This is a genomic window from Methanomicrobia archaeon (genome assembly GCA_016930255.1).
GTDB lineage: Archaea > Halobacteriota > Syntropharchaeia > Alkanophagales > Methanospirareceae > JACGMN01.
Window position 1 is genome coordinate 1 of record JAFGHB010000027.1, and the last position, 23,563, is coordinate 23,563.

Below are 23,563 nucleotides of genomic sequence, written 5' to 3' on the forward strand. Positions count from 1 at the left end.
GGTTCAACACTAAAAGGTATCATAGAGGGATCAAAGCCATACCAGCATCACTTTATACCGGGTAGTTTCAAAGTTTACTTAACAAAACATCAACCTTTATATATGTCCCCCCCTATTTATGAGATATATCTCAAAATTGACGTGGTCACGAAGAAAAGAAGATGGGTGGAGACATAATATTTTCGTTACGGAAGCTCGCGTTGTTAGGTGCGATCGAACAGCCGATTAAATTGTCCTCCGGGCATTTCGCCGAGGGCATTGGAGCGAGCGTACAAACTGCCGCGAGGCGACTGCAAGAGCTTGAAAGAGAAAATCTCGTGCACCGGAGAATAATCGCGGATGGCCAGTGGATAATGCTGACCACGAAGGGCGTAGAGTTCTTAAAGAAGGAATGTTACGAATATCAGGAGCTCTTTTTTTCCACACCGAAGATCGAGGTTGAAATCGCAGGACGGTTGGTAACCGGCCTGGGCGAGGGCGGCTATTACACGACGCTTAATGGATATAAAAAGCAATTCGAGGCTAAATTGGGCTTCATTCCATTCCCCGGCACCCTGAATCTCAGCCTTGACCTGCTCTGTATCGTAGCACGGAAGAAGCTTGATGGACGCAAAGGGATAAATATAGAACCGTTCGAATCCGAGAACCGGACCTTTGGCGGCGGCAAATGTTTCCCTTGTAAGATCTTGAATGAGCGAGCGGAAGGAATAAAAAGCGCGGTTATCATCCCCGATCGTACACACTATCCTGAAGATATTCTGGAGATTATTTCACCGGTTTACTTACGCGGCGAGCTTGATCTTAAGAACGGGGACGAGGTACGAACTCGAGTGGCGATATAAAGAACGATGAGCACGAACAACATCCCGGAATCGGTAAAGAAGGGTATAGCATACGTACAAGAGGGAAAACTCGTGTTGATCTACGATGCGGAAGATAGAGAAGGCGAGACGGACTTTGTCGTACCTGCTTCCTTTGTGACGCCCCGGACGGTCGCGTATTTCAGGAACGAGGCTGGCGGGCTTATATGCGTTGCCATCCCTTCTACTGCTGCTGATAAACTCGGCCTTCCACTGATGAGTGATATTCTGAAGAACATGAATGATAACTACTCGTATCTCAGGAAGGTAGTAGAGGGAAAAGGCGACCTTCAGTACGATAAACGCTCTTCCTTCTCCCTCTGGGTGAACCATCGTGATACGTTCACCGGCATAACCGATAGGGACAGGGCTTTGACCATAAAGAAGATAGGAGAAGCAGTGGAGAGAGTAGCGAACGGTGGTGACCGCTCGTGCGATTTTTACACGGAATTCCGAGCGCCAGGGCATGTCGCATTACTCAGAGCTGCGGATGGCCTGCTCGATGAAAGGCAAGGCCAGACAGAGCTTTCCGTGGCGTTGGCTCTGCTTGCAGGCATCCCTCCAGCTATGTTGATTTGCGAGATGTTAGATACCAAATCAGGGAGAGCGCTCTCCAAGACGGATGCAAAGGCTTTCGCATCCAAACGAGGCATGATCTTTATGGAGGGGAAGGAGATAGTAGAAGCGTTTCATTCGCTTTCATCTTACTAATCCAAATCACACCGCTCGTCAGCGGTCATCATCTTCTCTTCAGGGGTTGCCAGATTAAGGCAACATTGCCTTTGTGTGATAATTCTGAGTACTATTAACACAGAGCACATTGACAATAAGGCCTTTTTATTACTGCTGAGAGAATACATATCCTAAAACCCAAATTCAGAAATGGCGCTGCCTTCCATTACCGAGAAGCATGGTTTTTTCTGCGTGGTGGCTGGCTATTTATAGCCGATGAAATTGCTCTTCGCCGCCATTGATGCGAGTTCGGATCCTAACACAAAAATAGCCTGCTTGTGCTCGTCCTTGCTACGGTGTACTTGAAACGGCGAGATCGCAAGCTCGTTATATTTCTTGAAATCGCAATCCAAACCGTGCTCCTCACAATACTTCTTCATCTGAGCCAGTAACATATGGAGATGTACCAACTCCTCTTTCTTCATGATACTCCTTTGCTTTTTTGTAGTATATAAATACTATGGCTCACAAAAGATTACCTGCACTATAGTACGGATGCCGCTGTGGCTTAGAGGTAGAGCAGCTGATTCGTAATCAGCAGGTCGTGGGTTCAAATCCCACCAGCGGCTTTCACTAACAATGCAACGCAAAGAGGAAGCCCAGACGGTCATACAGAAGGAAGGCAACTTCAGCGAGTGGTATGGCGAGATCCTGAAACGAGCAGAGATTCTGGACATCCGGTATCCGGTGAAGGGCGTGTATGTCTGGTATCCCTACGGCTACAAGTTGCGGAATCTCGTTTACAGCATTCTGCGGTCGCTCTTGAACGAGGAGCACGACGAGGTGAAGTTCCCTCTGCTCATACCGAAGGACGAGCTGATGAAGGAGAAGGAGCACATAAAGGGCTTCGAGGAGGAGGTCTTTTGGGTGACCCGAGGCGGGAGCACCGAATTGGATATTCCGCTCGCACTCCGCCCTACCTCGGAGACCGCGATCTATCCTGTGTTTAAAGTCTGGATACGGTCGCATCGCGACTTACCTATCCGGATCTACCAGGTAGTAAATACGTTCAGATATGAGACGAAACATACACGACCGCTCATTCGGCTGCGGGAGATAACGTCATTCAAAGAGGCGCACACCGCGCACGCAACCTTGGCAGATGCAGAGGAGCAGGTAAAGAAGGCGATGACGTTATACAAAAGCTTCTTTGACCAGCTTGCAGTCCCTTATGTGATCACACGACGACCCGATTGGGACAAATTCCCGGGCGCGGAATATTCTATCGCCTTCGATACCGTTATGCCAGACGGCAGGACGTTGCAAATCGGGACGATTCATTTACTCGGCGAAAGCTTTGCACGAACCTTTGACATAAAATACGAGGATAAAGACGGCTCGTTGCAGTTCGTAAATCAGACCTGCTACGGCATTTCGGAGCGATGCGTCGCCTCGGTGATCGCGATTCACGGTGATGACCACGGCCTTGTACTGCCGCCACAAGTCGCACCCATACAGGTCGTTATCGTGCCGATCCTATTCTCACGCAAGGCAGGAGGAAGCGAAAACGGCGGAAATCCTGTGGAGGATGCATGCATAGTAGTATACGAGGAATCAAAGAAAGCGGGCATACGAGCGTTCCTGGATGATTCAGAGGACAGACCGGGTGCAAAGTTTTATCGATGGGAGATGCGCGGCGTGCCTTTGCGAATCGAGCTCGGCCCGCGGGATTTGAAGAGCAAGAGCTGCGAATTTGTAATGAGAAGCGACGGCAGCCGGAAACACGTCCCGCTTCGTGATGTTGTACCTGAAGTGCAGCGAACGCTGGAAGAAATCCAAATGAGCATTCATGACGATGCGAACGAAGCGCTACGCACTTCCATTTATACCTACGACGAGAACAGCAGAGGTAACGAGAGCAGCGAGGAGACGATGGCTGAGTTGAAAAGAAAGACTGAACGAGGCATTGTATCCCTATTCCTGTGCGGCAGCGAAGAATGCGGGCAGGCGATAGAGGAGCAGCTTGGTGTAAGCGTGTTAGGCGAGGCAGTAAACGGGACTATCGAAGAGCGCGAAAAGGGCGAATGTAACTGCGTGATCTGCTCACGACCTGCAAAGAGGGTGTATGTCGCTCGCGCATATTGAGTAATCGAAAAGCTTAAACAGGAGTACTGTTTCTATTCCTATGGCGTATGACACCAATTAACATCAGTGAAGAAGTGGGGTATATCAATACCGTCGTAAAAAATGTTCGCAACGTGAATACGCGAGATTTTAAGCCCTTTTTCGACGACCTCAATGACGCGGATTGTATCGTTCTCATCGGCGAAGGCAGGTCACAGAGCGCGCTCTATATCGGTATGGGCCAGATGAAGAAGGAAGTAGAGACAGTGATAGATATTGATTTTCCTGGTCGAAACATCCTGGAGGCCGCACCGATATTGGAGGAGAAGTATGAGCGGATCGCACTGCTCGTTAATTCCGGCAGTGGCGAGACGACAACGCCTAAAATCGTGGTCAAGCAGCTCTCCGATTATATCGAGCGGACGAAGAGCGATAAATTCACGATCGATGCCGTCGTCTCGAATCGGAACTCGTCAATCGGACAGGTGGGCGAGAAGGAGTATGGACATATCGTCGAGCTGGAAGGGCGAGAAGAAATACCACCGGACACCCTGAACGAATTTCTCAAACACGGCATAATGAACGACATCTATGAACTGAGTTCGTTGCTGCTCTTTCAAAAGACGAAGGAAGCGATAAACGAGAACAAGGATGACAAAGCGGTATTTAAAAAGATAGAGGAAGAGTCCGCGGTGATAGGCAGTATCGTGGATGGATTTGTTCGTTCGGATATGTACCGCGAGCTCATTGCCAGGCTGGAGACGAGAAGCCGTATAACCCTTGGCGGGCTCGGTCCCGCGCGAAACGTGGCGAAGATGACTGCGATACGGCTGCAGCATGTGAAACGCGCCCTGGGCGACGAGGCCTATTTGTCGGGACCGTTTGCGCCACGACCTCGCGCAGGTGATATTCTGTTTTTAATCTCGTGGTCAGGTGAAACCGAATCAGTTGTAAAGTGGTGTCGGGAGCAGCAGAAAACTGGCGCTTACGTTTATTCTCTCGTCGGTAACGAATCCACCCTATCGGAGGAGTCTGAAAGTTTTGTTATAGAGTCATCACCGACGACGTTCTACGAACGCGCGACCTTCACACTTAGCCCGCTTCCAATGCACTTAGTGGAACGATTGAATCTACGAAGGTTTACGCTGCCCGAGTACATTATGCAATGGTGGGAACACTCCGTGACGCAGTAATCCCGTGAGCAAAAAAACAAAACGCGCACTGTAGAATGCGTAACAAGAGATAGTGGGTGTTTTTAGATTTATTTGGTTTTTGTACACTTTGTAGTTTCCTATATTCATTTTCCGGTCTGCAACACAGCGATCGTCGTTTTTCCGCACTTCACACGGGTGCCTTCTTCCACGAGCACCTCGAACCCCTTGGGAATGGTTATGTCCACACGAGAGCCGAAGCAGATCTTACCTATCCTCTCTCCTTTCCGCACTTCCTGCCCCTCTTCCACATCGCACAGTATTTTCCGCGTGAAGAATCCTGCTATTTGTATTACTTTTAGATCGCCATATTCCGTGCCTAATTCTATCGTATTTTTCGTATTGGAATCGGCACTGCGAAGGAAAGCAGGCTTGAAAGAGCCTTTTTCCGGCGTTATCTTCTTCACCACGGCATCTAACGGCGCGGACGTTACGTGCACATTATGAAGATGCATGAATATCGTGATCGTTCTGCTCTCCCCATCTGCTCCGATCCTCAGCACTTTCCCGCTTGCCGGTGAAAGCATATTTCCGCTCATGTTCATTCCTTTATTCGTGTTAATCCCATTTGAATCCGTATTTGCCTAACAAAGGCACGAAAACCACATCGGCTTTTCTTTCTCGCTTTACGCCGTTTATCTTCTCCAGTAAATAGAGCACCTGCCGGTATTTCCCGATCGGTATAATCAGCTTGCCGCCGTGTTTCAACTGCTCGAGTAACGGCGGCGGCACGTCAGGAGCCGCACAGGTCACGCTTATTTTATCGTATGGCGCATGTTCCGGCAGGCCCAGAGTGCCGTCACCCGAAAGTACCGTCACATTTGTATACTCCGCACGCTCTAGGTTTCCCCGTGCGAACTCCACCAGCCACGGGATCCGTTCCACGGAATAAACGCGGCCCTCATCGCCGATCAGCTCAGCAATGACCGCGGCATGGTACCCGGAGCCAGCGCCGATTTCAAGCACTCTATCATTCCGCTCAAGCTCTAAGTAATCGCACATCATCGCAACCATATGTGGCGCGCTTATCGTCTGTCCTTCGCCGATGGGCAGTGGATAATCAGCATAGGCCTGAGCATTGAGATACTGAGGTACGAAAAGATGTCGTTTAACTTGGAGCATCGCGATTAAAACCGCCTCACTAACTCCCTGTCGCCTAAGATGGTCAACCAGCCTCTTCCTCTCTTCCTCGTAGCCACGCTCCTCTTCCATCTTTCAAATAGGTAAGCTAAACATTACAAAGTACGATTTACGAAGCTATAATAATGATTCTTACGAGCTCTTTGTAACGCGTCGGTGTTCACCTGTATCACCATCCTGCCTGCTCCGCTTCTGCTCTTCGCTTCCGCTCCAAAAAGCTATACACCGAGTTGTGGGATGAGCCCTGTATCAGCAGCGCTATCGCGTCATGCGCTGTTCGTATCCGCTCCGCATCACCGATTAAGCTGATCGTCTTCCCGTAAACGGATATTTTTACGTTCGCTAACTCCTCGATTATTCGCCTCGTCTTCCCATTTCGACCGATTATCCGCCCTTTCACGCGGGTTAGCGTCTTCGGCGAGAGATGCGAAAGCGAGATGACCTCGAGGAGTAGGAAATCATCGTCAAGGAGTGCAAACGCATTTTCGGGCGAAAAGCCACGGCCGATCGCCCTTATCACTTCAGTAACCCTGAGCATTTTTAGCGGGTCTCCGCCCTCGATGCTCTCCACACAGACCTCGCCGTCAGTGCTATCGACGGTTATCGTGCACTCGGATTTCCGCTCTATGTCCTCCTTTACAAAGCCGTTATGACCGATGAGCACGCCTATTCTATCCTGAGGAATCTTAACGTGTTGGGTTACCATTTGTTTAACGCTCCTAAATCATCAAGTCTCGTTATCAATAAACATGTTGCCTCTCGAAACATTTTAAACTTTGTGCGGCGTGTGCTATTCAGCCTTAGCCCTTCACCATCGCCATTACTTCATCCTCGGAATGATCGAGCCCGAGTTTGTTGAAGTAGGTAACGATATTGCGCGCGTCTCGCAAGAGGAATGCATCGGCATTGGGATGGTCTAACAGTACAGCTTGACCCAGATCGATTAGCACCGGCTCGATCTTAACTGTTGCACCCGCTTTTGCCGCCGGTCCTAATTCGCGCTCTACATAGCCGTTCATCACGATATTGAACTCGCTGAGATCCGCATGCACCATAGTGCCCTTCTCGTACATGGCTTTCATAGCGGAAACGATACGGAGGAAGAGCTCTTCGATATCGAGATCTTCAGTGAGAATGTCTACGGGGATGTCCTTCAAGCGTGGCGCGGCCATCCCGTCTCTGCCGATGAACTCCATGAGTAACACATTCTTATCACAGGCGATCGGCTGCGGGACTCGAACGCCGGCATCGAAAGCGCGATTAAGATTCTTGAACTCCTTACGCGCCCAGGCGAATATGACGCTCCGGTGATCTTTCTTTATATGTTTGAACCGCGGATCGCCGATGATATAGTCAAGCATCGCGTTGAAGTTCGCAGTGTTTATTTTGTACACTTTGATCGCCAGTTCCTCCTCGTCATCCGCGCCGAGCGCGTGAAAAATGACTGCCTCTTTGCCCCGGCTGATAGGGCCGCCTAACGCGGTTATCAACCCCTTCTTCGAGAACTTGTAGAGTGTTTCCAGCGTAGAAATGTCGAAGACGTACTGCTCTGTTTTGCGATCGCGAAAATCCTTCTTCCTGCGTTTGCCTTTGGGTACTTGCCGGTCGCTAATCCACTTATCTATTTCAAATAGCCCTTCTTTCTCAGCCATTCTGCTTGCGGTCGCGTATATCGGTAGATAATTTCGCCCTTTTCATCCTGGAAGTCCCAGGGAACAATAATAACCACATTACCAGGAGCAACCCATTGTCGACGCTTCAACCTGCCGGGAATACGACCCATTCGCTCGACGCCGTCCACGCACTGCACTATTGCTCGTCGTCCGCCCAGCATTTTATCCACTACCCCCAGCACCTCGCGCTTATTCTTCTGCGGGATACGGACGCGTATTACTTCTTCCTCCCCCCCTCCTTCTCGTGTCTTATATACCATTACTCTCCCCGTCGGCTCGCCGCTCTGCCTGCAACTTCCCCTCTTCCTGCTCTCGCAGACGGTTTTCCCCCTATGCCTCTGCGAAATATTTAAATTTAATGTGAATGTTATGAAAAACAAAGCAATAGAGTAATATTAAGTTTAAGCGAATCTTCGAGTAAAACGTATTATGTATGGTATAAGGGAAGGATGGAAGACGTGATGAAGCAGCGGAGAAGGAGGAAGGGCATTTTAGCGCGGCTATTAAGGGTATTTTTCTTCAGGAAGGCAACGGCGCGGATAGGTATTTATGGCCCGCCAAATGCTGGTAAGACGACGTTAGCGAATAGAGTAATTCATACGTTTGTGGACGAGAACGAGGATATAGGGGTGTCTACGGACGTGCCCCATGAGACACGGAGAGCGATAAGAAAGGAAGGAGTGCTTATAGACCTGAAGGCAAAGGCGTTGCAGAACCCTTACAGCAACGAGGCCACGGACTCATCTTCAACTTCGGATTCGAAGCCGCGTGAGTCGAAAGCGAAATTGAAGCTTGACATCGTCGATACGCCCGGTTTAGCGACGAAGATAGATTTTCACGATTTCCTGGCGTTCGGGTTAGACGAGGCGGAGGCGAAGAAACGTGCGAAGGAGGCGACGGAAGGCGTCATAGAGGCGATCAAGTGGCTCGACGATATTGATGGCGTTCTGCTCCTGATGGATGCGTGCGAGGATCCGTATACGCAGACGAACATCGTGATAATCGGGAATTTAGAGGCGCGGGGCATTCCCGTGATAGTGGTGGCAAATAAAATCGATCTCCCAGAGGCATCGCCACAGCGGATAAAGGACGCGTTTCCCCAGCACACAGTCATACCCATCTCAGCATTGAAGGGTGAGCACATGGAGGACTTGTATGAGGAAATGGCGAGGAGGTTCAAGTAACCGGAACGCGAAAAAGAGGAGAGTGAGAGCGTAAACGATGGAAATAAAAATGGATCTGATCTCTGAAGATAAAATAAATTCGATGGGCTCGATGGAGAAGCTGCGATTTATACTGGATGGGGTGAAGTCAGGTAACATCGTGATATTAGAAGGCGGTCTGAGTACGGAGGAGCAGATGCAGCTTATAGAGCTCACCATGGCAGAGGTGGACGATGATTTCCCGGGCATTGAGATCGGGGGCTATCCGGCGAAGCGAGGTTTTCTCAATCTGAGGAAGAAGACGCGACTCACCGTCATCGGGCCTGCGAAGGTGATGCGCACGATAAAGAAGGACAAAGACCTTATAAGCACGGTCGTTTCTGCAGTTTGAACCGAACCGACTGAACTGAACTGAATCGAATCAAACCAAAAAGCAAAATGCATAAATGTCTGAAATGCGGGACGAAGTTTGAGAAGATAACGGAAGCGATGTTGAAGGGCTGCCCGAACTGTGGCGGCAAGCTCTTTCTTTACCTGAAGGACGTCGAGGACATAAATGCGGCAGAGCTGGTGGATCGGATACAAATAGAGGAGCGGGAGCCCGTAGAGGGCGAGCGGATAGAGAGCTTACGGATCCTGAGTCCCGGCGTCTACGAACTCAATCTGGATGCACTGTTAGAGCGCAAGGAGATCGTCATGCGGCTCAAGGAGAACGGCACGTACGTCGTTCCGTTACCCGCGCTCTTCAAGAAGAAGAAAAAGCAGCAGAAGCGGTGATTTTCTTATAACGGCTAGGCAGACGGATTTGTCTGCGGGACGGACGTTCCTACGTCTTCATCTGCCAGCGGCACGCAGTTTTAAACGGTAACGAGCTGACTAACTAACGAGCGACGGTAGTAGTTACCGACCAGAGAGATAAGGTGGGCTGGCGAGCGGCAGACGGACTACGTAGTAGGTACGAACCGGATAGTGCATGCGAACGGAAACGCTAAAGCTTCTTTTTGATCGCGGTAATTACTTCTTGTACTTTATCGGTCACCCAGTAGGTCCGTATCGCGCGGCCCTTCAACTTGGGCTTTGTCGAGAGTTCGTGCTTACTATTCACGAAGCCGTATTCCTCCAGAAGATCCAGATGGTAAGAAACAAGTCGTCGCTCTTCGCCCAGCGCTTTACTGATCTCGTTGATGTGCATTGGCTGCTTCAAGAGCAGTTCCACGATCCGAAACCGTATCGGATGCACGAGCACATGCGCTTCTTTTACTAACTTATCTTCTATTGCCATATTATAATTTTCCCTTAGTAGCAGTTATAAACTTTTCGCTTTTAGTCGAGGGATATGATAAGGTATATCACATTGTTTCGCGTTTTTTGGATTTTTCAAAATTCGGTGCGTCGCTTCGTTTCGTGCATCGCGCGACCGTGTAGTGCAGTACGGTACAATCGACCAACGCGAACGCAAAAAAGACTACGAGTGGCTACCGCTTTTTGTGTGTTCGATACCAGGTCAGGACAACGAATGCTACCGCCGCGCTGATAATGCCCGCGGGGATGCCGACGAAGAGCGAGAAGTAGATGATGTCTTCGAGGAGCCAGGCGACGGCGAGCATGACGATGATGAAGATCGCGATGGCAATTACGACTCTCAGTGCGATATTAGGGATAGTTCGCAGCATTTTGGTTTTCTCTCCGTTTACAACATTCAGGACGATTAAAATGATTTATTTGACTTATATTGACGTTAAAACTCAGTGATTAAGGATTCCGCTCAGATAATACGATTCTGAACTTTTTTATCACATCACTACCCGGCCATCCTTTACGTACCTTCCAGTAATCGTCATTTGTTAGCTCCAAGATTGTCCTTACAACACCGACTTGTGCCCATCTCCCTGCGGATTCCCCCCAATCCTCCCATCTTTTAAATGTTTGTACCTCTACTTGTGGCAACACGCCTTTTACTTTCTCGAAGGCTTCCACAAGCTCTTTTATCGATACGTTATATTTCGTAAGTTCGTCGAGCAAAAGACTCGTCTCTTCAATAGATCCCTCTCTATCGGGGAAATAGAAGTCGAGAAAGGCTTGCAGACTATCGATATTCATCGGTTGACTAACATCGAATTGGCCACTCTCTTTAGCTCCCTCTGATAACAGAGATTCACGATATTCTTCTTTGTCTTTCCACAGAGCATCGAATTGTTCGTCAGCCATCTCAAATAGGGCACTTAATCGATACAATTTGCGTTTGAATTGGTCTGGAACATGTTCTTCCTTTTTATATGCAAGTTTGTGCTCGATATCAGCCCAGGCATGCATGAGAATTGTGCGCACTTGTACCTCAGCTTTGAGATTATCCAGACCACGGTAGTTAGGTGCCCTTAGCCAATCCTTCTTTACCGTCACGATGAAATGAAGTGAACGATATCCAAATTTGTCGGGTTCCAATAGCTCTGCTTTATCTACAGACTCTTTAACGTCAAATTCACGGTTTATTATCTGTGATATTTTCTCCAAATCCGATGGGTAAAAGCATATAATCCTCAGACCGCAAATATCTTCTGTCTCTTTGAATGGGGCCTCATAACTCTTTCTTTGTATCTTATCATAGAAAGAGTCAAAGTCCTTGATCCTAAAAACAACATCGAGCACATCAATGCCCGCGTCATCAAGAAAATTCTTGAAAGCTTGCTGAAGATTCACCGCTAATCGCTCGTAATTCGGACATACATTTAGGTATTCACTTCTCAGAGCTTCTTTATCGGGTGGTTGTTTCATCGTTGTCTCCACAATAAAATTTGCCTCCGACAATAAGGTTTATCTTTGAGTCCTCTATTCTGGAACTTTGTATATCTAACATAATACTTTAGGTCCCCCGTGTTTGTATCGTAATTACCAATATATATAGTTTTCCCTTTTGCTCAGAGTTTGCCGTGGAAGAAGCGAGAATGGGGTAAGCCTGAGCAACGTCGTTCCATGTGAGGTGCACCGGATACCCTGTCTAGTCGGCTTCACACATCCATCTACTACCAAAATCCGAAGTTTACTTAACGATGGGAACATTTTCTTATTCTTAAGAAGGGGTGATGGGAATGATGATGTATGCGGTTCAACTGCCAAAGCGGGTTGTCTTTGGTGGTGGGATGGAGGAGAAGATAGGAGCGGAGGCGAAAGGATTAGGTGCAACCAAGGCGCTCATCGTTACCGATGAGACGATGCAAAGACTTGGTCTGTGTGGAAGGGTGGAAACGCCGTTAAAAGAGGTTGTGGAGGTTGACATTTTCGATGCAGTCGCGTCAGAACCGACGTTAGACGATGCGGAATTGGTTGCCAGCGCAGCAAGGGCGGATTACGACATGATTGTGGGCGTTGGAGGCGGAAGCGTGCTGGATATGGCGAAAGTCGCTGCGGCTGCGGCGGCGAACCCAGAGCAGCAAGCGAGCGATTTTTTGGGTGCCAATAAGATTGCCAAGCCCAGCGTTCCGAAGATTTTTATTCCCACAACTGCAGGTACCGGTGCCGAAGCTACACCGTTCGCGCTCGTCATTGTGGAGGGTAAGAAGAAAGCGATAGCGAGCCCGTATAATCTCGCTGATGTCGTGTTTATCGATGCCGCGTTCACCGCGACCATGCCGCCCAGAATAACCGCTTCGACGGGCATGGATGCCTTGAGTCACGCGGTAGAAGCGTTCCTCTCACTGGGCGCGAACCCGTTAACCGACTCGTTTGCGTTGGAAGCAATACGGAAGATCACGGACAATTTAGAAGAAGCATTCGTGCACGGTGATAATCTGGATGCGCGTTTGAAGCTCTCGTTAGCAGCGATGCTCGCAGGTATGGCGTTTGGCAATGCGGGCGTCATCGCGGGTCACGCAATCGCGCATACGCTCGGAGCACGGTACAAAATCCCGCACAGCGTATCTGCCGCACTCGCTTTGCCCTATGTGATGGCGTATAATGCACCCGCGGTAAAGGAGAAGCTGGCGAAAGTTGCACGAGAGCTGGGCGAGCCAGGGCTGTCCGAAGAAGAAGCTGCTTCATGGACTGTTGCACGTGTTAAGAGCCTGCTAGAGAAGCTTGACCTGCCAACGGGACTTTCAGATGTAGACGTGCCGAAGGAAGATCTGCCTGCACTGGCCGACGCGGTGGTAAAGGAAAAGGGCTACTTAGCGCGCAATCCACGCGCAGTCGAGCTTGAAGACGCGGTAAAAATCCTCGAAGGGATGAGATGATGCGGTAGGTAAATAAACTTCGGCTCGTAACTTCGGAATTCATCCATTCATCAGGAAAGAGCTTGAGCGGTTACGGCACTCTAGCTAGAACTTAGAGTAACTCTTCGATCATTCGCGCATATGCCGGTCGCGTAATAAAGATACCGATCACAAGTCCAACGATGGTGACGATCGCAAAACCGCGCAGCGTGCCGAGCGCCAGAAGTGCAAGCGCGAGCATCGCCACGATGGTCGTCGCGGCAGAAGCGAATATGATGCCGAACGCAAATGAGATCCGTTTGCGATACATGCTCACCGAGGAGCGGCCACCTGAAATCACTTCGTCTGAGATGATCACCAACTGGTCCACGCCCGTGCCGATCACCGCGATGATTCCCGCTATGCTTGGCAAATCCAACTGCCAGTTTATCGCCGCAGCAAAGCCCAGTATCAGGATCACCTCGCTCAGCAGCGTGAAAAAGAGCGGTAAAACGATCTTTCCTTCCTGATAGCGCAGGAAGACAACAAGTGCAACGAGCAGGAGCGCAGCAAAGCCCGCAATTAATGATCCCTCCTTGAATTTCGCGCCCAGATACGCAGGCACTTCTCCGGAACCGATTATTTCCACGTTTACCGGCAGCACGCCCGCTTTTAAGTGGATAATGAGCTCTTTCGCTCGTTCGAATCCTTCGTTTTCTACCCCCGTTTCCGCACGTAATGCGTACGCCGGCTTCGTCTTTAAGTCCTGCGCCAATTCAGGCGATAACGGCGCGCTGTAAATCACCACATCGTCAAGCAGCATCGCGAGCTCGTGGTCGGTTGGGTTATCGGTTGCGCCGTATTCCAGTGCGGCCTCTTGTAATGCGGTCGCCCCCTTTTCGGTCAGCGTAAAAGCAGCGCCCCATGGTGAATTTTCGCTCTCTCGCACGGGCATTGTCCCGACGCTCTTGCTCTCGATACCTTCGCTGCCAAAGACGACATGTGCCGTGATATTCTCAATCTCCTCGAATCGCATTCCTTGCTCTAAGTCGCTCCCGATGCCCGCCGTCTGGATCCGTATCTCGAACTTTCCCGGCTTGCCTACTATAGCCTTTGCCGTTCCGATGTCCACACCCGCGAGATCAACAAGAATGAAATTGTTACCTACCGTTCGTATGTTCGTATCCGCTAAGCCGAGCAAATTGAGCTTGACGTCTATTATTCGCCGTGTCTCGTCGCGCGTCTCTTGTGTTACGCCCTCTTCAAAGAAGTCCGTGCCATCCACCCTCGTCACTAAACTGCCGCCTATCTCCTGCAAAACGTTCACGAGCTCATCCTTCGAGACGCTCTTCCGTATCTCATAGACCGAGACATCTTCACCTTTGTAATAAACCACCTCGGCATTCAGCTCCTGCTCAAGGAAATCGGCCACTTCGGGCGCACTTATCGGTGCGTCTATACCTGCGACCGTACCTTCTAATTTCAACTGCAGCCAGGACCCGCCTACCAAATCCAAGCCGTATCGCAAATTACCGTTGATACCTGCATCGGCAGGTGGCGCAGGATAAGCATAAATGAGAACCAAAGCCACTAAAACGGTTAAAATCAACGCAATTACTCGTATATCCTTTAACAATCCATTCCCATTCATTTCCGTCTCCCTTCTATCCTCTGTTTCCGCTCCATCGCTATGAGTAGTGCTAATAAGCAGAAGGAACAATTACATATAAATCTCGCTTTTGTGACACCAACACCCCCTCGGCGGATCAGAAAACGACTAACCAATCAGATCACGAGCAGAGCGCTACACCGAGCAGATCCTGCACTCGCCCGCGTATTCCGAATCGGCGGATACGTACTCGTCAAGCATGAGCTTTGGAATATCCAGTGATAAGACTTGCTCTTTACTGCCGTAGCGGTACACGGTAATGCCCTTGCACCCGAGTTCGTACGCCAGGAGAAACACACGTCTGACCTCTTCTTGCGTTGCATCCGCGGGGAGATTGACGGTCTTTGAGACCGCGTTGTCCGTGTACTTCTGAAACGCCGCTTGCATTCGCACGTGCCACTCCGGCGAGATATCGAGTGCGGTAACAAAAATCCGCTTTATATCCGTGGGAATGCCATCAGTATCAATTATCGAGCCGCGTTTCGCAATCTCAGTTATCAAATTCTTGCTGTAAAAGCCCCGCTCCTTCGCCATCGCTCTAAACAGCTGGTTTATCTCCAGCATGCCGCCCATTACGTTCCGTACAAACGCAACGGCGAATAACGGCTCGATACCGCTGGAACACCCTGCGATTATGCTTATCGTGCCCGTTGGCGCGATGGTGGTCACCGTGGCGTTACGCATCGGTTTGTATCCTTTCCAACTGTTCAGCTCGAAGTTAGGAAACGAGCCTTTTTCCAGTCCCAGCGCCTGTGAGCACTGCCGCGCCTCGTCGGTAACGAATCGCATGAGCTTTTCAGCCAACGAAAGCGCATCCGTCGAATCATACGGTATCCCCAGCGTGATCAGCAGTTCTGCGAATCCCATTACGCCCAGCCCGATTTTACGGTTCGCACGCGTCATTTTCTCTATTTCCGGCAACGGGTACTGGTTTACATCGATAACGTTATCTAAGAACCGAACGCAGAGCCAAATCGCTGCTTCAAGCCGCTCCCAATCCACATCACCACTGCCCGAATTGACAAATCGAGAAACGTTAATCGAACCTAAATTGCACGATTCGTAGGGCAAGAGCGGCTGCTCGGAACACGGATTTGTCGCCTCAATCGCGCCAATTGCAGAAAGAGGATTGTGTCGGTTGATCTCATCGATAAAGATTAGCCCCGGGTCGCCGACCTTCCACGCGTACGTTACGATTTCGTCAAAAACCTTCTGTGCGTTTAGGCGCCTTACCACTTCCTTCGACCGTGGATTGATGAGGTCGTAGTCTTTATTCCGTTCTACAGCATGCATGAACTCGTCTGTTACGGCTACGGACGTATTGAAATTGGCAAACTCGCCTTCTTCTTTCGCTCGTATAAAATTCATGATGTCTGGATGATCAACGTCCAATATGCCCATGTTCGCGCCTCTTCTCTTTCCGCCCTGCTTGATTACGCCGGTAGCGACGTCAAACACGCGCATGAACGAAACAGGCCCCGAAGCGATCCCACCTGTTGATTTCACGATGTCTCCTTTCGGTCTGAGTCGAGCGAATGAGAAGCCCGTACCACCGCCGCTTTGGTGTATCACCGCCATGTTCTTAACCGCGCCGAATATGCCCTCCATAGAATCCTCAACTGGGAGAACAAAGCACGCAGCGAGCTGCCCGAGCTCGGTTCCCGCATTCATGAGCGTCGGGCTGTTCGGCAGGAATTCCAAATCATGCATGAGCTGGTAGAAGCGCTGTTCGATCGCTTCCAATTCCTCTTTGCTCGTGCCGTACTTCAGCTCCGCGCTCGCTACTGCTTTCGCCACACGCGCGAACATTTGACGCGGAGTCTCGATAACCTCGCCGCGTTCGCCCTTCAACAAATAGCGTCTCTTCAATACCTCTTCAGCGTTCAAAGAAAGCGTCATTTCATTCTTATTTCTCGATCCGGGTCGGGTAAAAGTAGGTAGCTATGAGGGTGCGTGTTTAACGTTTTTACTGCTTCTCTTTCACGTAAATAACATCCCCTTCTTTGAGCTTGCTGAGAAAAGACATCGTAGACGGTGTGAGGTCCTGAATCGAGAGGACGATATTGGCACCACCGAAGGTTTCACCGGTAGGTCCGTATTCTTTATTCTTCTCCAGTCGTATCCCCATCATCCCTTTGTTCGATCGAGACATGTTAGTAACGCCAAGCACACCCTTTTTAACTTCCTTCTTTGGCACGTTCTCGGGGACGAGCGTTCCAGCCTCATTAGCGTTCCCTTCAAAGAGAACCAGCATTCCGGGAACCGTGAAATGCACTTTTAAATGCCCAATCGGCCGGTTAATCAGCCCGCTAACCTTCTTGAAATACCACACGGTCTGAGGCGCTTCTTCATGGTAGATCTTCACGTCAAATACGACCTCTTCTTCTACACCCACGGTCCTTACAGTCCCGTGTTCCATAATCTCCATTGTCAATGCCGGTACCTGGTCCACAACGATCGCGTCATCATCCGTATTCCCTTCTCGTACCTGCTCGATATCCCACTGCTCGAAGAACTCCTCGGCATCCTTCTGTGTTCGCCCCACGATCATCATCCACTTCGGCTCGGTCATCGTATAAATCATATTCCCCTTTTTTGCATGGTCTATCAGGTCTCCGCCCTGAACGATCTCGCCAAAGACGTTATGAGACGGGTTGGGCAATCGGCTGCCTTTATACGCGTAGACTCGCCCCTTATTAACGCCTTTATTTCTTGCAGTGAGGTAATACTTCGAACGATACTGAATGGGCTCAGGAGGCAAACTCAACCCTCTCATAGTATCAGTAGCAATATACGTGTGCGTACGATCGTCAACGTGGAAAATATTGTCCCGTGCGAGCGATAGGAAATGTTCACTTGACATCGGTGCGTCTTGTGAGAGTCGTATCTTCATATAGGTGAATATCTCCTGGCCGTCTTTTATCGTGGTATTCAAGTCAGTAGTGACGAAACCGATCCGCTCCGCCTCTGTTACGATCGGCGTTATCGACTCGATCCTATCCGTTTCGCCTAACGCAGCAATAATGCTTCTCCCTCGCGTTAATCTACCAATAACGGCATCAGCGCCGGTACCATAAGCAGCCTCATGCTCTCGCCTGCTTATCATGAGATAGGTCATGCCAGGATCAAAACCACCAAAGCCAAAGAACACATCCCATTTCTTATAAGCATGCACACTCCGTTCTACGTTTAGACTCGATCCAAAAGGCCCAATAGCGGTTACATCCTCGCTTAGCCAGCCTATCTTTCCGTACACATCCTGCTGAAAGTTTTTATGAATCTCAAGAAATAAGGACAAAGCCTCGGTCTTTTTTTTTCCCGTGATCTTTATTCGTGCCTCGCCTTTTGTCGTTTGCAAGGCAAATTCGTTCTTCAATTCCCCGCCCTTCTTCTCCGCGACGACCGCGATTATACAGCCGGGTTTGTATGCGCCGTCTAACTCCTTGATAATATCCCCCAACCGCGTACTTTTGACTTCTCGGGGCTCACCGTTAAATATAACTTTCATAACACTATTGTTAGGGTGTGACCACCTTTTAAAGTTTTTCTTTTTTTGAGGGGCTCCCGAAAAAATCTTTGATCGTAAAAGCCGTGAAAACCCTCCCAAGAGTGCCCAGGGTAGATGAAGAGCGCGGGAAGGGATATCTACGGTCAATCAAACTGACCCTATGTCAATCTAATGCAAGAAAGCGAAAAGCTTATAAAGTGTAATTAGCAAGATGAATTAGCATGAATATCGAGGATAGGCTAGTGAAGGAAGCGCACCTTCTTTTGCATCCAACGAGATATAGGATTGCGGAACTGCTTGCTGAGAAACCGAGGCATATAAATGAGTTAATTGCGGCGCTTGGTGAAGACAGGCGACTCGTTTCTTATCATCTCCTTACACTAGAGGAACATGGCTTCGTGAGCAGTAAATTCGACTTCCCTCAGGAGCCGAGAGCAAACCGAAAAGCGGGAAAGAAATATGGCGTGACGGACAAAGGCCGCATTTCATATCAGTTCCTTATTCTGGAAGAGGAAGGTCTTTTGGGTGATGACCGCGAGATATCCCAACTGCAGGGATTAAAGGGAAAAGTGATGAGGAAATACAGTGTGACCGAGAAGGCGGAAGAGGCGCTTTCAGAGCTTAAGAACAGGGCTTAATTTTTATCCGGCATTTATTACCCTCCCGTTCTTGAGTGAGTCTATTTCTCGTGATCTGAGATAACTTGGGATATAAATAGGACATATACTATACTCCGTGCAAAATCGAAAAGTTTATAAACCGCATTAATGGAAAAAAGTAGCATGAAACTCGAAGAGGAGTTAGTAAAGGAAGCGCATGTGCTACTGCACCCGATACGATTTAAGATCGTGGAATTGCTGGTAGAAAAGCCGATGCACATCAATGCGATAAGTAAAGCGCTGGGCGAAGAGCGGCGACTCGTTTCTTACCATCTGCTTGCTTTAGAGGAAAGCGGCTTCGTGAACAGTAAGTACGAGATCTCGGAAAATCCGAAGTCGAAGGGAAAGGCGATAAGGAAGTATTGGGTGACGAAGAAAGTGGACGAAGTGATCACGAAGATAAAGAAAAATCTTTGATGGTTTCGTTTTGCGCGCAGGCAGCATCGCGGGAATTTGTAAGATAGGGTGCTTGCTCTCAGGCCGTGAGGCGGCACACGTTACGTGTGTCAGTACCACTATGAGTTTGCTGAGGCGAACGGTGACGGAAATGCAGGGTACATGTGGCGTTCGCCTTAGCTACTTTTAATGGGATTAAAAAGAAATTGTTGAGTACCAATCCCATGCTCGATCGCTTTTTCAATCCCGGAAGTATAGCAGTAGTGGGAGCGAGTGTGAGGGAAGGAAAAGTTGGCAACACCCTCCTGAAGAACCTACGCGCAGTTCAGGATCGCTCGAGAGGGCAGACGGGAGAAGAGGCGAGAAGGCTTTATGCAGTCAATCCGAACTACACGCAGATTTTTGACGCCCCGTGCTATCCGTCGGTTATTCAAATAGAAGATCCAGTGGACCTCGCGGTTATCGCAGTTCCGGCCGCCGCGGTTCCTGAAGTCCTCGAACAGTGTGGTGAGCGGGAAATAAGAAACGTGGTGGTCATCTCCGCGGGCTTTAAGGAGGCGGGACGAGAAGGCGCAGTTCTCGAATCAGAACTTGCTCGTATAAGCGAGAAGTACCACATGAACCTCGTCGGTCCGAACTGTTTGGGTATCATAAATACGCATGCGAATTTAAATGCGACGTTCGGTACAGTGACACCTGCAAGGGGTGCGATCGCGTTCTTAAGCCAGTCAGGGGCGTTCGCACTGGCGGTTATCGACTGGGCAGTCGTGGCGAATATGGGGTTCAGCAAAGTGGTCTCTCTGGGAAACAAGGCGGTTCTTGACGAATGCGACTTCCTGGAATATCTCGCCACGGACGACGATACGGATGTGGTGACGCTGTATCTCGAGGACGTGCGCGACGGCAGGAGATTCATGGAGGTCGTGCGGCGTGTATCGAGAACGAAGCCCGTGGTCGTGATGAAGAGCGGCAAGACGGAAGCGGGAGCGAAAGCTGCTTCGAGCCACACCGGCAGCATAGCGGGCAGCGTAGCCGCGTACAGAACGGCGTTTCGTCAAGCAGGCGTGGTGGAAGCGAATTCAATCGAGGACCTGTTCGATTTTTCGCGTATCCTTTCGCGCGTTCGCCACGTAGACGGCGACATAGCGATCGTGACGAATTCCGGTGGGCCGGGCGTTATGGCTGCAGATGCAATCGAGGAGTTCGGACTTACACTCGCGTCGTTTGAGCGGGCAACGATTGAAAAACTCCACGCATTACAGCTTGCCAATTTTTATAATCCCGTAGATGTGCGCGGAGATGCGGATTCAGGCAAATTTGGAAACGCTCTCGGTATCGTTGCTGAGGATAAAAACGTGGGTGGGATAATCGCTATTCTCTCGCCAACTGCGTCAATAGACTTTGAGAAGGCTGGTAATTACGTACTGGAACTGAACGCTCAAAAACCGATTGTACCCGTGTTCATGAGCGGTACGGCGGTTACACGTACCGTGGAGCGCTTTAAAAAGCGAGGAATTACCAATTACTTCGACCCGGTACGGGCGGTGAACGCGCTTCACGCGGTCAACGAATACAGCAAAAGTCGCAAAAAAGTGTACACTCCCCCGCCGCACTACGACGTTGACAGAAACGCCTTTGAGCGGTTATGTACGCGCATAGATCGAGAAGGGTCAAGACTGAGCATCGGCGTGGAGGGCTTTGAAATGTTAGAGACGTATGGCATTCCCGTGTCGCCGTATGGCAAAGCGGAAACGGCGGAAGCAGCGCTCGAAATCGCAGACCGCATCGGCTATCCGGTAGCCATGAAGATCCTGTCACCAGATATCGTGCATAAAACGGATGTGGGTTGTGTAAAGCTGGGCGTGACGAGCGAAGAGGTTGAACGGTCCTTCTTTGAGATTGTGCACCGCGCTGAGCGGTACACGAGTGCGAGGCGAATAGATGGCGTTCTTGTTCAACAGATGGTGGAAGGCGGAAGGGAGGTGATTGTTGGTATGAAACGGGACATGCACTTCGGGCCTTTACTCATGTTCGGCCTGGGCGGGATTTACGTCGAGGTCTTCAAGGACGTCTCGTTCGGGATTGCACCACTGAGCAAGGTCGACGCGCAGGAGATGATCGAGACGGTGAAGGCGTATAGGATATTACGGGGCACACGAGGCGAGCCTATGTCCGACATCGATTCGTTACTCGACGTCTTGCTCAGGTTCTCACAGCTCAGTACGGAGTGCCCGGAGATACTCGAAGCCGATTTAAATCCCATTAGAGTCTTTGAGCAGGGCAGAGGGTGCTGTGTGATCGACGTGAAAGTAATTCGGGGAGATGGAGGGAGGTAATGGTTATATGTGCGCTTATGGCGTTATACCACGTAGGATAGGAATGAAGGTTGAGGTGGCGGATAGAGACGTTGACAGGATAGTGAAATACCGCGCTAAGCGAGGTGCGAGCAGATGAAAAGCTTACTTATTTCGTCTATCGAGGAATACTCGGGAAAGAGTGCGTTGATCATAGCCCTCGGGCTGCTACTACGCGAGAAAGGCTATACCGTTGGTTACTTCAAACCGCTTGGCGTCGGCACCACTCGAATAGGCGATCAGCTCGTCGACGAAGATGCGTACAATACTGCTATGGTGCTGGACACGGGGGACGCTCTCGGGGATGTCTGCCCGGTCACGCTGAACCGGCCGTACGTGGAATTCGCTCGTTCTGCGAACCCCGTAGAATTACAGAAAAGCGTTGTGGATTCTTACGGGAGGGTAGCAGATGGTAAGGATATCGTCCTGGTGGAGAGCGGCGGCGAGTACAAATTCGGGAAAGCACTGGGGCTTTGTGACTCGGACGTATCAGCGATGCTGGATCTGGATATACTCATGATCGCGAAATACACGAGCGACTTCGTCCTTGACAAAATCCTGACTGCACGCGACATCCTTGGCGAGCGACTTCGATTCATCGTCTTCAATCAGCTCGCAGGCTATAAGACAGCGTACGTCACGGCGATTAACGAGCGGTTTTTGCAGAAGGAAGGGATAGAGCTGCTGGGTACGCTGCCTTTCAGTCCGCTCCTTGCCGGGTTATCGGTGCGTGAAATCGCGGAGGCTTTGAACGGTGAGTGGTTGATAAAATGCAAGCCGGGCGAAGAGGTGATAATCGAGGAGTTGTTGATCGGAGCGATGTCACCGCCAGCAGCCCTCAAATATTTCCGGCGTGTACGGCGTGCGGCATTGATAACCGGTGGAGATCGTGCGGATTTGCAGAACCTCGCATTGGAGACGGGCACGATAAACTGCCTTCTCCTGACCGGCAATTTAGAACCCACCGGGGCGATACTGGGAAAGGCGGAAGAAAAAGGAGTTCCGGTCATTCTGGTTGCGGACGATACGTTCACCACGCTGGAGAAAGTGGACGAAGTGTTCGGAAAGGCGCGAATACGTGGCGACGCGAAGATAGGGAAGGTGAAAGAACTTGCCGAGCGGTTCCTGGATCTCGACAAGTTGATGGACTATCTCGGCTGATCTCTTTTGATCTCTTTTCACCTTTTCGCAGTCACATGCATAACCAACCAAACGGATTTGGGGAAGCGTTATCAGAAAGGGAGCAGTTGAAACCGTTTCTCGAAGAGAGACGAAGAAATGTTTTATTTACTGCGGCGACTATGAGTAATTTGTGCGGGCTAGCCTGGAGGGTTAGGCGTCCTCTGTAACTCGAAATCGCCGATATGCGAGGGGCGAAGCCTGAGGAAGGCTCTGTGGCTACCAATTTCAGCTCACGGTTGGACGAAGAAGCACCGCCCTGCGGGGTTGGCGGTGGTATGGTGGCTGGCTGGAGGGCCTGTTGCCATGCCTTTGTCATGGAGATCGGTTCAGGCCCGGAAGGGAGCAGACTCACTGTGAACGTTGGCGCTCGGAGGATAGTGGTGTGGAGAAAGACCTTGAGGGCCTGGTTGATGGCGACGGTGTCGACTGAGGGCGTGCCCGCACAATCAAACTTTCTTTGAAAGAAAGTTTAATCAAAGAACTCAAAGAAAAGGTTTATCAAAAGAACTATCTCTCCTGCAGCAAGAAAGGTTAGGCAAAGGATATTTATACTGGGCACGCCCCACGACCCCGCATCGTGGGCTCTGCCCACGTCCCCGAAAACCCTGAAAGGGTTTACTGTAAGGGCTTAAAGAAAGTTTGATCAAAGAACTCAAAGAAGTGGTTTATCAAAAGAACCTGCTGAAAAAGCTCAACCCACGTTCTTTTTACCTTACCGTATAGCGGATCGCACAAATTCTTCCATTGAAAGTGCCGTTCAGTCAGTCC

Annotated in this window: 24 protein-coding genes, 1 tRNA gene and 1 other RNA gene; 14 read left to right on the plus strand and 12 right to left on the minus strand. The window is 50.1% G+C overall.

Annotation, left to right across the window (positions count from 1 at the left end; translation table 11 throughout):
- Positions 1-173 precede the first annotated feature (173 nt).
- Positions 174-842, plus strand: a complete 669-nt coding sequence (locus JW878_04555; GenBank protein MBN1762334.1) for a DUF120 domain-containing protein — start codon at positions 174-176, stop codon at positions 840-842.
- A 6-nt stretch (positions 843-848) separates the two neighbouring features.
- Positions 849-1,571, plus strand: coding sequence for a 3,4-dihydroxy-2-butanone-4-phosphate synthase (ribB, locus tag JW878_04560; protein ID MBN1762335.1), 723 nt, complete (start codon positions 849-851; stop codon positions 1,569-1,571).
- Positions 1,572-1,795: 224 nt separating this feature from the next.
- On the opposite strand, the gene JW878_04565 is transcribed toward ribB, so the two are convergent.
- On the minus strand, positions 1,796-2,017 hold the full coding sequence (locus JW878_04565) for a UPF0058 family protein (protein MBN1762336.1): 222 nt from the start codon (positions 2,015-2,017) through the stop codon (positions 1,796-1,798).
- Between the two features lie 72 nt (positions 2,018-2,089).
- On the opposite strand from JW878_04565, the gene JW878_04570 reads away from it, so the two are divergent.
- From JW878_04570 to JW878_04580, 3 genes are all read left to right on the plus strand, one after another.
- Positions 2,090-2,161, plus strand: a tRNA-Thr gene (locus tag JW878_04570).
- Between the two features lie 10 nt (positions 2,162-2,171).
- On the plus strand, positions 2,172-3,677 hold the full coding sequence (locus JW878_04575; protein ID MBN1762337.1) for a proline--tRNA ligase: 1,506 nt from the start codon (positions 2,172-2,174) through the stop codon (positions 3,675-3,677).
- A gap of 47 nt (positions 3,678-3,724) precedes the next feature.
- Positions 3,725-4,849 (plus strand): hypothetical protein, encoded by a 1,125-nt coding sequence (locus JW878_04580; GenBank protein ID MBN1762338.1) that lies wholly within the window; start codon positions 3,725-3,727, stop codon positions 4,847-4,849.
- A gap of 104 nt (positions 4,850-4,953) precedes the next feature.
- Here the strand turns inward: JW878_04580 and JW878_04585 are convergent, their stop codons facing one another.
- The 5 genes from JW878_04585 to eif1A form a co-directional block, all read right to left on the minus strand.
- On the minus strand, positions 4,954-5,406 hold the full coding sequence (locus JW878_04585) for a phosphatidylserine decarboxylase (GenBank protein ID MBN1762339.1): 453 nt from the start codon (positions 5,404-5,406) through the stop codon (positions 4,954-4,956).
- Between the two features lie 19 nt (positions 5,407-5,425).
- The gene (locus JW878_04590; protein ID MBN1762340.1) at positions 5,426-6,079 is read right to left on the minus strand and encodes a protein-L-isoaspartate O-methyltransferase; all 654 of its coding nucleotides are present in this window, start codon (positions 6,077-6,079) and stop codon (positions 5,426-5,428) included.
- Positions 6,080-6,176: 97 nt separating this feature from the next.
- Positions 6,177-6,713, minus strand: a complete 537-nt coding sequence (locus JW878_04595) for an RNA-processing protein (GenBank protein MBN1762341.1) — start codon at positions 6,711-6,713, stop codon at positions 6,177-6,179.
- Positions 6,714-6,807: 94 nt separating this feature from the next.
- A complete protein-coding gene (locus JW878_04600) occupies positions 6,808-7,659 on the minus strand; it encodes a serine protein kinase RIO (protein MBN1762342.1) in 852 nt (283 codons plus the stop codon).
- On the minus strand, positions 7,629-7,940 hold the full coding sequence (gene eif1A, locus JW878_04605; protein ID MBN1762343.1) for a translation initiation factor eIF-1A: 312 nt from the start codon (positions 7,938-7,940) through the stop codon (positions 7,629-7,631). The genes JW878_04600 and eif1A overlap by 31 nt, the downstream gene beginning before the upstream one ends.
- Before the next feature lie 189 nt (positions 7,941-8,129).
- Here eif1A and JW878_04610 point away from each other — a divergent pair, with 189 nt between their 5' ends.
- The 3 genes from JW878_04610 to JW878_04620 are packed head-to-tail and all read left to right on the plus strand — an operon-like array spanning position 8,130 to position 9,620.
- A complete protein-coding gene (locus tag JW878_04610; GenBank protein MBN1762344.1) occupies positions 8,130-8,864 on the plus strand; it encodes a GTP-binding protein in 735 nt (244 codons plus the stop codon).
- 37 nt (positions 8,865-8,901) lie between these two features.
- Complete coding sequence (locus JW878_04615; protein ID MBN1762345.1) at positions 8,902-9,234, plus strand: DUF2073 domain-containing protein; 333 nt, start codon at positions 8,902-8,904, stop codon at positions 9,232-9,234.
- Between the two features lie 47 nt (positions 9,235-9,281).
- On the plus strand, positions 9,282-9,620 hold the full coding sequence (locus JW878_04620; protein ID MBN1762346.1) for a hypothetical protein: 339 nt from the start codon (positions 9,282-9,284) through the stop codon (positions 9,618-9,620).
- 211 nt (positions 9,621-9,831) lie between these two features.
- Here the strand turns inward: JW878_04620 and JW878_04625 are convergent, their stop codons facing one another.
- From JW878_04625 to JW878_04635, 3 genes are all read right to left on the minus strand, one after another.
- On the minus strand, positions 9,832-10,125 hold the full coding sequence (locus tag JW878_04625; protein MBN1762347.1) for a winged helix-turn-helix transcriptional regulator: 294 nt from the start codon (positions 10,123-10,125) through the stop codon (positions 9,832-9,834).
- 193 nt (positions 10,126-10,318) lie between these two features.
- Positions 10,319-10,516 carry a hypothetical protein gene (locus tag JW878_04630; GenBank protein MBN1762348.1) on the minus strand — a complete coding sequence of 66 codons (198 nt, stop codon included), beginning with the start codon at positions 10,514-10,516 and terminating at the stop codon, positions 10,319-10,321.
- Positions 10,517-10,595: 79 nt separating this feature from the next.
- On the minus strand, positions 10,596-11,615 hold the full coding sequence (locus tag JW878_04635; GenBank protein ID MBN1762349.1) for a (p)ppGpp synthetase: 1,020 nt from the start codon (positions 11,613-11,615) through the stop codon (positions 10,596-10,598).
- 308 nt (positions 11,616-11,923) lie between these two features.
- On the opposite strand from JW878_04635, the gene JW878_04640 reads away from it, so the two are divergent.
- Complete coding sequence (locus tag JW878_04640; protein ID MBN1762350.1) at positions 11,924-13,069, plus strand: iron-containing alcohol dehydrogenase; 1,146 nt, start codon at positions 11,924-11,926, stop codon at positions 13,067-13,069.
- Between the two features lie 91 nt (positions 13,070-13,160).
- Here the strand turns inward: JW878_04640 and JW878_04645 are convergent, their stop codons facing one another.
- The 3 genes from JW878_04645 to JW878_04655 form a co-directional block, all read right to left on the minus strand.
- On the minus strand, positions 13,161-14,678 hold the full coding sequence (locus tag JW878_04645) for a preprotein translocase subunit SecD (GenBank protein ID MBN1762351.1): 1,518 nt from the start codon (positions 14,676-14,678) through the stop codon (positions 13,161-13,163).
- Between the two features lie 153 nt (positions 14,679-14,831).
- On the minus strand, positions 14,832-16,595 hold the full coding sequence (locus JW878_04650) for a vitamin B12-dependent ribonucleotide reductase (protein ID MBN1762352.1): 1,764 nt from the start codon (positions 16,593-16,595) through the stop codon (positions 14,832-14,834).
- Positions 16,596-16,662: 67 nt separating this feature from the next.
- Positions 16,663-18,204 (minus strand): methanogenesis marker 3 protein, encoded by a 1,542-nt coding sequence (locus JW878_04655; protein MBN1762353.1) that lies wholly within the window; start codon positions 18,202-18,204, stop codon positions 16,663-16,665.
- 221 nt (positions 18,205-18,425) lie between these two features.
- On the opposite strand from JW878_04655, the gene JW878_04660 reads away from it, so the two are divergent.
- The 5 genes from JW878_04660 to ffs all read left to right on the plus strand — a co-directional run bounded on the left by JW878_04660 (position 18,426) and on the right by ffs (position 23,239).
- A complete protein-coding gene (locus JW878_04660) occupies positions 18,426-18,842 on the plus strand; it encodes a winged helix-turn-helix transcriptional regulator (GenBank protein ID MBN1762354.1) in 417 nt (138 codons plus the stop codon).
- A gap of 144 nt (positions 18,843-18,986) precedes the next feature.
- Positions 18,987-19,280 (plus strand): winged helix-turn-helix transcriptional regulator, encoded by a 294-nt coding sequence (locus JW878_04665; protein MBN1762355.1) that lies wholly within the window; start codon positions 18,987-18,989, stop codon positions 19,278-19,280.
- A 203-nt stretch (positions 19,281-19,483) separates the two neighbouring features.
- The gene (locus JW878_04670) at positions 19,484-21,595 is read left to right on the plus strand and encodes an acetate--CoA ligase family protein (GenBank protein ID MBN1762356.1); all 2,112 of its coding nucleotides are present in this window, start codon (positions 19,484-19,486) and stop codon (positions 21,593-21,595) included.
- 114 nt (positions 21,596-21,709) lie between these two features.
- The gene (locus tag JW878_04675; protein MBN1762357.1) at positions 21,710-22,774 is read left to right on the plus strand and encodes a phosphotransacetylase family protein; all 1,065 of its coding nucleotides are present in this window, start codon (positions 21,710-21,712) and stop codon (positions 22,772-22,774) included.
- Between the two features lie 151 nt (positions 22,775-22,925).
- Positions 22,926-23,239: signal recognition particle sRNA (ffs, locus tag JW878_04680), an RNA gene on the plus strand.
- Positions 23,240-23,563 lie beyond the last annotated feature (324 nt).

Excerpts from the sequence above, each read along its gene's own strand:
- eif1A (MBN1762343.1), bottom strand. The coding sequence starts at position 7,940 with ATGGTATATAAGACACGAGAAGGAGGGGGGGAGGAAGAAGTAATACGC.
- JW878_04565 (MBN1762336.1), bottom strand. The coding sequence starts at position 2,017 with ATGAAGAAAGAGGAGTTGGTACATCTCCATATGTTACTGGCTCAGATG.
- JW878_04675 (MBN1762357.1), top strand. The coding sequence starts at position 21,710 with ATGAAAAGCTTACTTATTTCGTCTATCGAGGAATACTCGGGAAAGAGT.
- JW878_04590 (MBN1762340.1), bottom strand. The coding sequence starts at position 6,079 with ATGGAAGAGGAGCGTGGCTACGAGGAAGAGAGGAAGAGGCTGGTTGAC.
- JW878_04615 (MBN1762345.1), top strand. The coding sequence starts at position 8,902 with ATGGAAATAAAAATGGATCTGATCTCTGAAGATAAAATAAATTCGATG.
- JW878_04665 (MBN1762355.1), top strand. The coding sequence starts at position 18,987 with ATGAAACTCGAAGAGGAGTTAGTAAAGGAAGCGCATGTGCTACTGCAC.
- JW878_04575 (MBN1762337.1), top strand. The coding sequence starts at position 2,172 with ATGCAACGCAAAGAGGAAGCCCAGACGGTCATACAGAAGGAAGGCAAC.
- JW878_04635 (MBN1762349.1), bottom strand. The coding sequence starts at position 11,615 with ATGAAACAACCACCCGATAAAGAAGCTCTGAGAAGTGAATACCTAAAT.
- JW878_04585 (MBN1762339.1), bottom strand. The coding sequence starts at position 5,406 with ATGAGCGGAAATATGCTTTCACCGGCAAGCGGGAAAGTGCTGAGGATC.
- JW878_04610 (MBN1762344.1), top strand. The coding sequence starts at position 8,130 with ATGGAAGACGTGATGAAGCAGCGGAGAAGGAGGAAGGGCATTTTAGCG.
- JW878_04645 (MBN1762351.1), bottom strand. The coding sequence starts at position 14,678 with ATGAATGGGAATGGATTGTTAAAGGATATACGAGTAATTGCGTTGATT.
- JW878_04655 (MBN1762353.1), bottom strand. The coding sequence starts at position 18,204 with ATGAAAGTTATATTTAACGGTGAGCCCCGAGAAGTCAAAAGTACGCGG.
- JW878_04650 (MBN1762352.1), bottom strand. The coding sequence starts at position 16,595 with ATGACGCTTTCTTTGAACGCTGAAGAGGTATTGAAGAGACGCTATTTG.
- JW878_04625 (MBN1762347.1), bottom strand. The coding sequence starts at position 10,125 with ATGGCAATAGAAGATAAGTTAGTAAAAGAAGCGCATGTGCTCGTGCAT.
- JW878_04620 (MBN1762346.1), top strand. The coding sequence starts at position 9,282 with ATGCATAAATGTCTGAAATGCGGGACGAAGTTTGAGAAGATAACGGAA.
- ribB (MBN1762335.1), top strand. The coding sequence starts at position 849 with ATGAGCACGAACAACATCCCGGAATCGGTAAAGAAGGGTATAGCATAC.
- JW878_04630 (MBN1762348.1), bottom strand. The coding sequence starts at position 10,516 with ATGCTGCGAACTATCCCTAATATCGCACTGAGAGTCGTAATTGCCATC.
- JW878_04640 (MBN1762350.1), top strand. The coding sequence starts at position 11,924 with ATGGGAATGATGATGTATGCGGTTCAACTGCCAAAGCGGGTTGTCTTT.
- JW878_04600 (MBN1762342.1), bottom strand. The coding sequence starts at position 7,659 with ATGGCTGAGAAAGAAGGGCTATTTGAAATAGATAAGTGGATTAGCGAC.
- JW878_04580 (MBN1762338.1), top strand. The coding sequence starts at position 3,725 with ATGACACCAATTAACATCAGTGAAGAAGTGGGGTATATCAATACCGTC.
- JW878_04670 (MBN1762356.1), top strand. The coding sequence starts at position 19,484 with ATGCTCGATCGCTTTTTCAATCCCGGAAGTATAGCAGTAGTGGGAGCG.
- JW878_04595 (MBN1762341.1), bottom strand. The coding sequence starts at position 6,713 with ATGGTAACCCAACACGTTAAGATTCCTCAGGATAGAATAGGCGTGCTC.
- JW878_04660 (MBN1762354.1), top strand. The coding sequence starts at position 18,426 with ATGAATATCGAGGATAGGCTAGTGAAGGAAGCGCACCTTCTTTTGCAT.